This window comes from Fictibacillus sp. KU28468, assembly GCF_026153615.1.
In the GTDB taxonomy this organism is placed as follows: domain Bacteria; phylum Bacillota; class Bacilli; order Bacillales; family Fictibacillaceae; genus Fictibacillus_C; species Fictibacillus_C marinisediminis.
On record NZ_CP110666.1, the window covers coordinates 1,631,791 to 1,644,197 of the forward strand.

The window sequence follows — 12,407 nt, forward strand, 5'->3', positions numbered from 1 at the left end:
GGCTTTAACTAATAGAAAGGGGTGAAAATAATGGGTTCTTTAGGTTCTCTTTTACCAATTTTACTGATGTTTGTCATTTTTTACTTTTTGCTGATCAGACCTCAGCAGAAAAGACAAAAGTCTGTTAAAACCATGCAGAGCGGCTTGAAAAAAGGTGATTACGTCGTAACGATCGGCGGTCTTCACGGCACGATTGAAGTGCTGGAAGAAAACACGGTGGTTATCAAATCGAAGGACGGTTCAGCGCTTACGTTTGACCGTAACGCGATCCGTGAATCAAGAGAAGTACAATAAAAATAAAAAATGGCAGAAGCCCCGTTGCTTCCTGCCATTTTTTATTGAGCTATTTATGGCTGCTGAAATTGACGCCCATGATGGCTCCCAGCATACAAAGGAGTAAAAAGATTCCGTGATACATGTACTGCATGGATGTAAATGTGGTTTGGTATCCTAAATATTGCACTAAAAACACGAGCAAGGAGAAAAGCAGGGCTGTACCGGAACCAAGCATAATGCCTTTTTCTTTTCCCTTTTTACCTGAAAGAAATCCTCCAATAAAGAGAGAAAGAAAGGAAAGACCAGTCGTCACCCATTTTAAAGATGATTCTGTCAGAGAAGTGAACCGCAATAGAAGAGAAAGAATAAGACTGCTTATGATAATGGCAACTAAAATTGTGGCAACACCTTTTATCATTGAAGAAAACATATGTCGAACAGCCACTTGGATACGTCCTCCTTTACATACAAGCCTTCCTTATATCCATATTCACCGTCCCGAAAAATAGACGAACATTTTTTGTCCTTCTCCCTGGAAAATGCCCATTATTTAATTCAATTACCAAAACATTCGCCTCATGTTCATTCATCACGATGGTCAAACTAATTATGATGAAAATGAAAGGAGGGAAAGCAATGGAATATTATACAATTATTTTGAGGACCATCTTTGTTTATTTTATTTTGATTGGCGTATTTCGGCTGATGGGAAAACGGGAAATTGGAAAATTATCTGTACTGGACTTTGTTGTTTCCATTATGATCGCCGAACTGGCGGTCATCTCGATTGAAGATCCGAAAGTACCGATGCTTAAGCATCTGGTTGGAATTTTTGTACTGTTTCTCATTCAAATTTTCCTTGCGTTCCTTTCATTAAAAAGCAAAAAGGTTCGAGAGATCGTTGACGGCAAGCCTTCCATTATCATTGAGAACGGACAAATTAATGAATCTGAAATGAAAAAACAGCGCTATAATTTTGATGACCTGCTGACTCAATTAAGGGAGAACAACATAAAGAATGTGGCGGATGTAGAATTTGGAATTCTGGAATCAACAGGGAAGCTTTCCGTCATTACAAGAGAAGTTGAGTGTGACAGGAAAACAAATTCAGAAGTAAGCCCGCTCCCTCTGGTGTTCCCGGTGATATTGGATGGGAAAATTCAGGAAGACCATCTAAAAAAACTGGATAAAACCTCTTTATGGCTACGCCAGGAACTGCGCAAGATGGGAATCAGGGATACAAAAAATATCTCTATCTGTACGATAAATAATAATGACTCGCTGTATGTAGACAAAAAAGATGATTAAGGGGCTGTCCAAGAAGTCTGTAAGCTGTTGATTTCCGTTCCAGGCTGCTCGCTTTTACCGGCGCGAGCTCCTACTTTCGCGGGGTGTGCGGTGAGCCTTACCGGCGTGAACGCCTACTTTTTGGTGCAAGCACCGACGGGAGTCTCACCTGTCACTCTAGTCCCGCAGGACAAGGAAGGCTTCGGCAGCGTTATATCGCACGAAGAAAATGTGAAATTCATTTTCGAGGAGTCTCGCATCTTCCACTTCAATTAACTTTTTATTGAAGATTTTTCAAGCCAAGAAGGGGCTGCCTGAAGGTCAATTTTCGACTTTCTGGCCAGCCCCTTGTTTTATGAAATCCATCTTTTAATTAGCGGAAGGTGAGCGAGGTCTTCTCTCTTCACCAAGCGGAAAAACAACAGAGTAAGAAGATAAACGATACTTGTTAAGACGAGGCAGAGGCACATTCCTGCCACCCTTGAGAACTGAGGGAAGATATACGTATAGATGAGCTGTGAAACAAACCCGGTGATCATGATGGAAAAGAAACCGTAGATGAAATCCTGGGCTTTGATCGTATAGCTGATTGCTTTGGCCACACTTGCAAAATGAAGGAGAGTGACTACGACGATGCCTAGAACGATGGCCATAGCCACACCCATGATGCCGAATTCAGGCCTTGTAGCAAGAGCAAAGACAGCAGCAAGTTTGACGGCTGATCCGATCAGGCTGTTCATCATAGCCGCTCTGGCAAGATTCATGGCCTGTAACACTGCCTGAAGAGGCCCCTGAAAATATAAAAAGAAAAACAGCGGTGTCATGACCTTTAAATAAGAAGCAGAAGCAGGAGAGTTATACATAAGGTCCATGATTGGAACGGCATACACGTAGGTAATTACCGCGGCGATGCCTCCAGACAGCATGGAAAGCCGCAAAGACTGATTCAGCCGGTGTTCAATCAAGGAATACTTTTTATTGGCGTTTGCTTCACTGATGGCAGGGACGAGTGAAACAGATAACGAATAGGTAATAAATGTAGGCAAGTAAAGCAAGGGAATGACATAACCTGCCAGTTCCCCGTACTGTCTTGTTGCGGCAATGGTGCTCACCCCGGCAATCGCCAGACTCCGAACAACCACAATCGGTTCAAAAAAGTAAGAAACAGAACCAATCAGCTGGCTTCCGGTGGTCGGAAGAGCGATTCCGAGCAGTTCGTTTAATGTGGAGCGACCGCCTTTTAGCTGTCCGAAAAATCCTTTTCGGACCTTCATGTTTTTTTTTAACTTAAACATGGAGAACATATATAAAAGGGAAGCGAGCTCTCCGATGATAACTGAGATCATCGCTCCGGCCGCTGCATACTCGACACCATAAGGAAGAAAGAGTCCGGTAAGAAGTGCTACAAGAGTAATCCGCACAATCTGCTCAATGACCTGGGAATAGGCGGAAGGACGCATGTTCTGAAGTCCTTGAAAGTATCCTCTCAGCACAGAAGATGCAGCGATGACGGGCACTACCGGTGCAATTGCGATTAAAGGGTAAAAGGTTCTTTTGTCTGTAAAGAAATAATGAGACAATATAGGAGCAGCCGCGATCATGGCAGTTGTAAAAATGATGCTGAGCACACCAGTTACGGCCAGGGAGACGATCAGTATCTTTTTGATCTTTTGGCGGTCGCCTTTCGCATCGGCCTCGGCCACTAGTTTAGAGATGGCGATGGGAAGCCCCATTCGTGTCAAGGTGATGGCTAATAGCATCGTCGGCACAGCCATCATATAAAGGCCGACGCCTTCCTGTCCCATCACCCGGGCGACAACGATGCGATTGATAAACCCAAGGATCCGTGTGATCAATCCGGCGAGAATGAGCAGCAGTGTTCCCTGGATAAGGGTTTGTTTTGACATATCGGGCCCTACTTTCTTATCAGAAATGAGTTTGACATCGGTTTTCCGTGTAACCCATTTATATGGAGAAAATGGACAAAGCATGACAAGTTGTTTTTTATCCGCAAAACGCAGGAGAGGTGAACGAATCATTGGATGTGATGAGTTTTGAAGACATGAAAACAGAGGTTGAACCAGCTCTGCAATGTAAAGCCGAGGAGTTTCATTTTCTTGGGTACGAGAGTATTTCGAATGAAGAAGTATGGAATTGTGTGATGCGTAAGGCTCAAAAGAAAAAAGAGGAAGCAAAATTGCATGTTCTTGTTGGTCTGATACTTGGTTTATCATTGACCGATTTTATGAACTGGCTGACACTCGAAGCGTTTAAGAGGGATGTGGAATAAAAGGGCCATTCCCGGCGGGGTACCTTTTTTTGCTGTTTATCAAAGAAACGCAAAAGATAGGATTATGTAAAGTTTTACAAAGTTTTCGGAATGAAATTGACAGAAAAAAACAACTGTCGCTATAATGGGGAAGATTGCACTTTTCTATACATATTCATTATCGTGCTTAAAAGTGTGTCGGCAGCATGAAGGAGGAAAGAAGGAATGGTGAAGAAGAGCAAGATCCTTACATTTTTTATAATCCTTGCCGTAATTGTTGGTCTGATCGGCATGACAACAAAGGGGATTGTAAATAATATTAAGCTCGGTCTGGATTTACAAGGGGGATTTGAAGTACTTTACGATGTAAAACCAGCCAAAGAGGGCCAAAAGATTACAAACGATGTTCTAAAAAGTGCGGTAGAAGCACTCGATCGACGGGTAAACGTACTTGGTGTTTCGGAGCCGAACATCACAATCGAAGGGAAAAATCGGATCCGGGTTCAGCTTGCAGGAATCAAGGATCAGAACAAAGCAAGAAAACTCCTTTCTACACAGGCTCAGTTGACCTTCAGAGATGTCAATGACAAGGTATTGCTTGATGGATCGGACCTTAAAGGCGGCGGTTCAAAAGTAACCTTTGACCAGAACAATCCGAACCAGCCGATCGTTCAGCTGACTCTGAAAGATCCGAATAAGTTTGCTAAAGTAACGAGAAAAGTCATGAACATGGGGCCTGGACAAAATCAGCTCGTCATCTGGCTTGATTATAAAAAAGGCGATTCATATAAAGAAGAGGCGACAAAGAAAAAACCTAAATTTATCTCTGCGCCATCTGTCACTAAAGAATTGGATCAGAAAACTGTTGTTATTACTGGACATTTTTCCCAGGAAGAAGCGAATAACCTGTCTTCTATCCTGAATGCCGGGGCACTTCCTGTGAAATTGGATGAAAACTATTCGAATTCTGTTGGTGCTAAATTCGGGAAACAGGCTTTGGATGAAACGGTCACTGCCGGAATTATCGGTATTGCTCTCGTCTTCCTTTTTATGGCGTTTTACTACCGGTTCCCAGGCCTTATCGCTATTGTCACACTCAGTTTTTATATTTATTTAAACCTTCTCATTTTTGATTGGATGGATGCGGTACTGACACTTCCGGGAATCGCTGCCTTTATCCTTGGAGTAGGTATGGCTGTAGATGCAAATATTATAACCTCTGAAAGAATTAAAGAAGAAATTCGATCCGGAAAATCAATCGCTTCCGCTTATAAGTCGGGGTCAAAGCGCTCGTTTGCTCCGATCTTTGATGCGAATTTAACCTCCATCATCACAGCATCAGTTCTATTTGCATATGGTACAAGTTCAGTTAAGGGATTCGCTCTCGTACTAATTGTGAGTGTTGTAACCAGCTTCTTTACCAATGTGTACGTATCCCGAATTTTGCTGGGCCTCTGGGTAAACAGCAAGTTCTTGAACAAAAAACCGGGTTACTTCGGAGTGAAAGAGAGTGATATACATGAGCTTTAGAAACCCGAATTTTCATTTTGATGTTGTAAAACAGCGGAAGAAATTTTTTATTTTCTCCTCTCTTTTAACCATGGTAGGGCTCATTTGCCTTTTAACCATAGGTTTGAAATTAAGTATCGATTTTGAAAGCGGAACGAGGGTTGAAATCAGCGGGAACCATTTAAAAGCTGCTGAGCTCAATAAAGATTTTGAAGACTTAGGTCTTAAACCGGATGGCCAGCCGCTGATCTCTGGTAAAAATAGTGACAGAGCGACAGTATCCTTTGTTGGTATGCTCTCACGTGAAGAAGTGGCAAAAGTGAATACGGCCATTAAACAGAAATACGGAGATGAGCCGAACATCAATACAGTATCACCAACGGTTGGCCGGGAAATGGCCAGGAATGCGATCATTTCTGTACTGATTGCCTCTATCGGAATCATCATCTACATCAGCCTGCGTTTTGAATGGCTAATGTCATTGGCAGCGATTGTTGGATTATTGCACAACGCATTTTTGATTGTAGCCGTGTTCAGCATTCTGCGGCTTGAAGTGGATCTTACGTTTATAGCAGCTGTATTAACCATCGTAGGTTACTCGGTACATGATACGATCATCACGTTTGACCGAATCCGCGAAAACATGAAGTTTACTAAGGTGAAAAATGTTGAGACCCTCTACAAGGTGATCAACGACAGTATTATGCAGACTCTTACCCGTTCCATTAATACGGTATTTGCCGTAGTGCTCACGGTAGTTGCATTGCTGATCTTCGGAAACGCGTCCATCATGAACTTCTCGATCGCCCTGTTGATCGGACTGGTTTTTGGAACGTATGCATCTATTTGTATTGCTTCTCAGCTCTGGTTTGTACTTAAATCCAGACAGTTGAAAAAACTTAAATTCAGTTCTGCCAATAATCAGGCATAGGAATTCATTGTCACCTCGTAACCCATTTTGTATAATAAATAGGTTATGAGGTGATTTTTTTATGTTGAAAGCACGAACGAGGTGGAATGTCCGAACTTTAGATGAAGATAAAGTAAAGGAATTAGCCTCTTCTTTAAAAATCCCAAAGTTAGTAGCCAACCTATTAGTTGCAAGGGGAATGGAAACAAAAACTAGTGCTGAACAGTTTTTGTCCAGTGGAACGGAGGCTTTTTATGATCCCTTCTTAATGGATGGGATGAGAGAAGCTGTTGATCGGATCCAACAGGCTGTTGCCAGCCAAGAAAAGATTCTTATTTTTGGTGATTATGATGCAGATGGAGTAAGCAGTACATCTGTTATGGTATATACATTAAAGGCGTTAGACGCCAATTTTGATTTTTACATACCAAATCGTTTTACAGAAGGCTATGGACCAAATGAACCCGCGTTAAGATGGGCGAAGGAACAAGGTTTCAGTCTTGTTATTACAGTCGATACGGGGATTTCAGCTGTGAATGAAGCACGTGCGGCGAAAGAGATGGGACTGGATTTTATCATCACTGACCATCATGAGCCTCCGCCTGTTCTGCCTAATGCTTATAGTATTATCAATCCCAAAAAACCCGGATGCCCATATCCTTTTAAAGGGCTGGCGGGAGTAGGTGTCGCGTTCAAAGTTGCGCATGCTCTCCTTGGCAAAGCTCCGCTTCACTTATTGGATATTGCCTCCATTGGCACGATTGCTGATCTGGTTCCTCTTGTGGATGAAAACCGCATCATTGCAAAAGAAGGAATAAAGGCACTGGAGAGAACCACTAAGACAGGATTAAGAGCACTTCTCGAGGTTGCTGGTTTAAAAGATACGGTGCTGAATGCAGAGCATGTAGGGTTTGCGATTGGCCCCCGTGTTAATGCGGTTGGAAGACTGGATTCTGCAGTTCCTGCGGTTGAGCTTTTTACGACTGATGACAAGGAAGAAGCTGCCATGCTTGCCGCTGAAATTGATCAATTGAACAAAACACGTCAAACCATTGTATCTGAGATCACAAAGGAAGCCATTGAATTGGTGGAACAAAAGTATCCACCTGATAAAAACAATGTTCTTGTTGTCGCAAAGGAAGGATGGAACGCAGGAGTCATCGGTATCGTAGCTTCCCGGCTAGTCGAACAATTTTACCGTCCGACAATCGTTTTAAGCATCGATGAAGAGAAGGGCCTTGCCAAAGGATCGGCAAGGAGCATTGAAGGCTTTGATATGTTTGAGAACTTATCGTTGAGCCGTGATATACTTCCACACTTTGGAGGGCATCCTATGGCGGCAGGCATGACTTTGGCCGTAAGTGATCTGGATGAACTGAGAAGCCGGCTTAACCGCCAGGCTGGTGAACAATTAACAGAAGAAGATTTTAAACCCGTGACTTCTATTGATTTGGAATGCTCACTTGATGAAGTATCCATTGAAACCATTGAACAAATGAACAAATTGGCTCCTTTTGGTGTCAGTAACCCTACTCCGCGCGTACTGATACCTGATGTTAGAATCAGCGAGATCAAGAAGATCGGCACTCAGTCCAACCATTTGAAAATACAATTCTCAGATGGCAAATCCAAGCTGGATGCGATTGGTTTTCATAAAGGCCCGCTAATGGATGAGCTAAGCTATCATTCCCCGCTCTCAGCGGTAGGAGAGCTATCAATCAATGAATGGAACGGGTTCCGGAAACCGCAGCTTATGCTTAGTGATCTGGCCGTAAAAGAATGGCAATTATTTGATCTGAGAGGGATAAGGGACGCTCAGAAAAAACTGTCCGGCCTCCCTAAGGACAAGGTTCTTCTCATCGCCTTTGAGGCAGATACGAAGGAACATCCTGCGTTTTCAGACTTGAAAGAGCAGATCCGGCTTTATCCGCAGGAAAAAGAAAGCCTGAATTTTGAAGAAAAGTATGTTGTTTTTCTCGATGTTCCAAAAACAAGGGAAGAATTCTTTTATCTGCTGGAAAGCAATCCAGAACCCGAAAGAACATATGTCATCTTCCACCAGGAAAATGATCAGTTCTTTTCCACTGTTCCGACAAGAGAGCAGTTCAGATGGTTTTATGCGTTCTTAACCAAACGTAAAACATTTGATGCCAGCAAGCACGGAGAGGAACTGGCTAGACTTAAGGGCTGGTCGCGTGAAGCAGTGCCATTTATGTCAAAAGTGTTTTTTGAGCTGGATTTTGTTACAATAGAAGATGGTGTTATTTCGATTAATGATCGTCCTGACAAAAAAGACCTGAAGCATTCATATACATATAGGAGTAAATTAGAACAAGCGGAGATTGAAAATCAACTTGTCTATTCTTCCTATCAGGATTTGAAGAACTGCTTTGATCAGTATAAAGGGAAATAATCAGGCGTTGATACAGGAGGAAAATAGAAGATGGATTACAAAAAATATATATCTGTAGTGGAAGATTTTCCGCTTAAGGGTATTCGGTTTAAAGATATTACCACACTTATGCAAGATGGCGAAGCTTACGCTAAAGCTGTAGATGATATTGCAGAATATGCAAAGGATCTAAACATAGATGCAATCGTAGGTCCCGAAGCGAGGGGCTTTATTGTTGGCTGCCCGGTTGCTTATAAATTGGGGCTTGGTTTTGTGCCGGTTCGAAAAGATGGAAAACTTCCTCGTGAAGTGGTAAAAGTAAGCTACGGACTTGAATACGGCAAAGACGTGCTGACAATGCACAAGGATTCTATTAAACCGGGACAAAGGGTCCTGATTACGGATGACCTGCTGGCGACAGGTGGAACAATCGGTGCGACCATTCAACTTGTAGAAGAACTTGGTGGAGTTGTCGCAGGTATAGCTTTCATGATTGAACTTACTTATTTGGACGGACGAAAAAAGTTATCCGGATATGATATTTTTACGTTAACGCAATATTAAAAGATCGAAAGGGTGCTCTCTGAAAACAGAGTACTCTTTCTTTTTCATATGGAATTGTAAATAAAGGAAATTCGACATTTTTCGTTTTTTACTTTACAGCTTCACTTTTTTTCATGATAATAGAAGCAATATACAATTTTTGACGTTAGGTGATTTTCAATGACCATAGATGAAGTGTTACAAAAAGCGGAAAGCTATCTTTCCCATGACGATATACAGCTTTTACGAAAAGCGTATGAATACGCTAAAGAAGCGCATGAAGGCCAGTTTCGAAAATCGGGTGAACCATACATTCAGCATCCGGTTGAAGTAGCTGGTATTTTGGTCGATCTTCAAATGGATCCGGTAACTGTTGCAGCCGGGTTTCTTCATGATGTAGTGGAAGACACGCCGATTACGCTGAAAGATATCAGCGACCGGTTCAATGAAGAAGTGGCCATGCTTGTTGATGGCGTCACGAAGCTGAAGAAGATCAAGTTTAAGTCAAAAGAAGAGCAGCAAGCCGAAAATCACCGTAAAATGTTCGTAGCAATGGCCCAGGATATCCGCTGTATTTTGATTAAACTCGCAGACCGTCTTCATAATATGCGGACACTTAAGCATATGCCAAAAGAAAAACAGATTCAGAAAGCTAATGAAACACTTGAAATATTCGCTCCATTGGCACACAGGCTCGGAATTTCTACCATTAAATGGGAACTAGAGGATGTTTCTTTAAGGTATCTTAATCCACAGCAATACTATCGAATTGTAAATTTAATGAAGCAAAAGCGCGCAGAGCGTGAGCAATACGTCCAGGAAGTAATGGGAGAGATCAGCAGCCGGCTTTCCGAGGTTCAGATCAAGGCGGATATCTCCGGACGTCCGAAGCATATTTACAGCATCTACCGAAAAATGGTGAAGCAGAACAAACAGTTTAATGAAATCTATGATCTGCTTGCAGTGAGGGTTATCGTTCATAACATTAAAGACTGCTATGCCGCGTTAGGCATCATTCATACTGCCTGGAAGCCGATGCCGGGACGGTTCAAAGATTATATCGCAATGCCGAAAGCCAATATGTATCAGTCTCTTCATACGACAGTGATCGGCCCTAAAGGAGATCCTCTCGAAGTACAGATCCGTACAAGCGAGATGCACAGAGTAGCCGAGTACGGGATCGCAGCTCACTGGGCGTATAAAGAGGGTTCCAAGAAGGCTCCGGTCAACACGTTTGAAAATAAGTTAACGTGGTTCAGGGAGATCCTTGAGTGGCAGAACGATGTGGCAGATGCCGAAGAATTCATGGAATCTCTAAAAGTGGATTTGTTTTCAGACATGGTGTTCGTGTTCACGCCAAAAGGTGATGTAATCGAACTTCCTGCCGGTTCGGTTCCTCTTGATTTTGCTTATCGCATCCATACAGAGATCGGCAACCGCTGCATCGGTGCCAAAGTGAATGGCAAGATGGTAACCCTTGATTATACGCTGAAGACCGGTGACATTATTGAGATCATGACGAGCAAGCATTCCTACGGGCCGAGCCAGGACTGGCTGAAGATCACGCAAAGCTCTCATGCCAAAAATAAAATCCGCCAGTTCTTCAAGCGGGAACGCCGTGAAGAGAACGTCGCCAAAGGGAAAGAAATGATCGAAAAAGAAGTTACCGGACGGGGCTTCGAACTGAAGGATGTCTTCACACAGGAAAATCTTCAGACGGTTATTAGAAAATATAATTTTGCGAACGAAGAAGATATGTATGCTGCTGTCGGTTATAACGGAATTACCGGTGCACAGATCGCGACACGCCTGACGGACAAACTCCGCCGCAAAAAAGATCAGGAACAGGACAACAAAGAAATCCTTGATGCCATTTCAGAATCGAAGAGCTTGCCATCAACCAAAAAAACTGATTCAGGAATCGTTGTGAAAGGGATAGACAACCTTCTGATCCGTCTTTCCAAATGCTGCAATCCTGTACCTGGGGATGACATCGTCGGTTATATTACTAAAGGGCGCGGAGTTTCGGTACACCGCAAAGACTGTGTTAACGTCAACACAGATGATGCACAGGTTAGGCTACTGCCGGTAGAATGGGAAGGCAGCATCGAAAAACCGAAGAGCTACAATGTGGATATTGAAATCAGCGGCTTTGATCGAAGAGGCCTGCTCAATGAGGTTCTTCATGCTGTAGGCGAAACCAAGACGAACATTACAGCCGTATCAGGCCGTTCAGACCGCAACAAGATGGCGACGATTAGTATGTCCATTTCCATTCACAATGTAAACCACCTGCAAAAAGTGGTGGAACGGATTAAACAGATACCGGACATTTATGCGGTCCGCCGAGTGATGCAATAAAGATACAATTAAAGGAGTGCCACATGCGAATAGTATTGCAGCGCGTCACAGATGCTGCCGTTACGGTAGAGGGAAAAGTGGTCGGCCAGATCGGCCACGGCTTGATGCTCCTTGTCGGAGTGACGCATGAAGATACAGAAAAAGATGCGGCTTTTCTTGCTGAAAAAGCAGTAAATCTCCGCATTTTTGAAGATGATCAGCAAAAAATGAACCTGTCACTCATAGACGTGGGAGGTTCCATATTATCGGTTTCACAGTTTACGCTATATGGTGACTGCAGAAAAGGCCGCCGCCCAAATTTCATGGGTGCTGCCAAACCTGATCATGCTTCTGATTTGTATGATAAATTCAACGATATGCTCCGTGAAAAGGGCATTGAGGTCAAAACCGGAATCTTTGGAGCGATGATGGATGTTGCATTCACCAATAACGGTCCAGTAACGCTCATTCTCGACAGCAGGGAATAAGTCCTGTTAAAACCTTCACCTTTTGGAAAAACTATAGCAAAAGGTGAAAGGAAGATGATGATGCGGCACGGAGAAAAGGGTGAACATGTCAATTCGCATATAAACCAGCTGATGGGGATTGACTTTCATGACTTTATACAGAAAGAGGCGTCTTCGAGCACGATGGAACTCGCTGAGGAATTTGGAGTCCCTCTACGCAGTGTGATCAGCCTTCGCAAAAAAATGAAACGCTGACTGCAACTTTTTTGCAAAAGGGATTGACATAGCTCTTTTTGATGAGTAAGATAAATAACAATTCAATGAAATCACCAGTGACGGAGAAAAGTAGGTAAACTCCACATGCCAAGAGAGGAAATGCCAGAGGCTGCAAGCATTTCTGCATGATGATTTAGT

Annotated in this window: 11 protein-coding genes, 1 pseudogene and 1 other annotated feature (1 of these 13 running past the window's edge); of the genes and pseudogenes, 10 read left to right on the forward strand and 2 right to left on the reverse strand. The window is 43.0% G+C overall.

What is annotated here, in order from left to right:
• Positions 1-30: 30 nt before the first annotated feature.
• The gene (gene yajC / locus OKX00_RS08345; RefSeq protein ID WP_053357720.1) at positions 31-294 is read left to right on the forward strand and encodes a preprotein translocase subunit YajC; all 264 of its coding nucleotides are present in this window, start codon (positions 31-33) and stop codon (positions 292-294) included.
• Between the two features lie 49 nt (positions 295-343).
• Here yajC and OKX00_RS08350 read toward each other — a convergent pair whose 3' ends face one another.
• Positions 344-706, reverse strand: a complete 363-nt coding sequence (locus tag OKX00_RS08350) for a TIGR04086 family membrane protein (protein WP_053358516.1) — start codon at positions 704-706, stop codon at positions 344-346.
• Positions 707-912: 206 nt separating this feature from the next.
• Between OKX00_RS08350 and OKX00_RS08355 the strand changes: the two genes are divergently transcribed.
• Both OKX00_RS08355 and OKX00_RS08360 read left to right on the forward strand, forming a co-directional pair.
• The gene (locus OKX00_RS08355; protein ID WP_265410091.1) at positions 913-1,584 is read left to right on the forward strand and encodes a DUF421 domain-containing protein; all 672 of its coding nucleotides are present in this window, start codon (positions 913-915) and stop codon (positions 1,582-1,584) included.
• 27 nt (positions 1,585-1,611) lie between these two features.
• Positions 1,612-1,839, forward strand: coding sequence for a hypothetical protein (locus OKX00_RS08360; RefSeq protein ID WP_265410092.1), 228 nt, complete (start codon positions 1,612-1,614; stop codon positions 1,837-1,839).
• Between the two features lie 77 nt (positions 1,840-1,916).
• Here OKX00_RS08360 and spoVB read toward each other — a convergent pair whose 3' ends face one another.
• Positions 1,917-3,470, reverse strand: a complete 1,554-nt coding sequence (gene spoVB / locus OKX00_RS08365) for a stage V sporulation protein B (protein ID WP_265410093.1) — start codon at positions 3,468-3,470, stop codon at positions 1,917-1,919.
• Positions 3,471-3,589: 119 nt separating this feature from the next.
• Here spoVB and OKX00_RS08370 point away from each other — a divergent pair, with 119 nt between their 5' ends.
• The 7 genes and pseudogenes from OKX00_RS08370 to OKX00_RS08400 all read left to right on the forward strand — a co-directional run bounded on the left by OKX00_RS08370 (position 3,590) and on the right by OKX00_RS08400 (position 12,248).
• Positions 3,590-3,853: a post-transcriptional regulator gene (locus tag OKX00_RS08370; RefSeq protein WP_265410094.1), complete on the forward strand. Its 264-nt coding sequence runs from the start codon at positions 3,590-3,592 to the stop codon at positions 3,851-3,853.
• A 204-nt stretch (positions 3,854-4,057) separates the two neighbouring features.
• Positions 4,058-6,272 (forward strand): annotated as a pseudogene (gene secDF, locus OKX00_RS08375) (protein translocase subunit SecDF).
• A gap of 61 nt (positions 6,273-6,333) precedes the next feature.
• Positions 6,334-8,664 (forward strand): single-stranded-DNA-specific exonuclease RecJ, encoded by a 2,331-nt coding sequence (gene recJ, locus OKX00_RS08380; protein ID WP_265410095.1) that lies wholly within the window; start codon positions 6,334-6,336, stop codon positions 8,662-8,664.
• Positions 8,665-8,694: 30 nt separating this feature from the next.
• Positions 8,695-9,207 carry an adenine phosphoribosyltransferase gene (locus OKX00_RS08385; RefSeq protein WP_256226183.1) on the forward strand — a complete coding sequence of 171 codons (513 nt, stop codon included), beginning with the start codon at positions 8,695-8,697 and terminating at the stop codon, positions 9,205-9,207.
• Positions 9,208-9,366: 159 nt separating this feature from the next.
• On the forward strand, positions 9,367-11,547 hold the full coding sequence (locus OKX00_RS08390) for a RelA/SpoT family protein (RefSeq protein ID WP_265410096.1): 2,181 nt from the start codon (positions 9,367-9,369) through the stop codon (positions 11,545-11,547).
• A gap of 23 nt (positions 11,548-11,570) precedes the next feature.
• Positions 11,571-12,014, forward strand: a complete 444-nt coding sequence (gene dtd / locus OKX00_RS08395) for a D-aminoacyl-tRNA deacylase (RefSeq protein WP_053357726.1) — start codon at positions 11,571-11,573, stop codon at positions 12,012-12,014.
• 54 nt (positions 12,015-12,068) lie between these two features.
• The gene (locus OKX00_RS08400; protein ID WP_309144587.1) at positions 12,069-12,248 is read left to right on the forward strand and encodes an RNA polymerase subunit sigma-70; all 180 of its coding nucleotides are present in this window, start codon (positions 12,069-12,071) and stop codon (positions 12,246-12,248) included.
• A gap of 68 nt (positions 12,249-12,316) precedes the next feature.
• Positions 12,317-12,407: a binding site (T-box leader), on the forward strand (it continues 146 nt past the right edge of the window).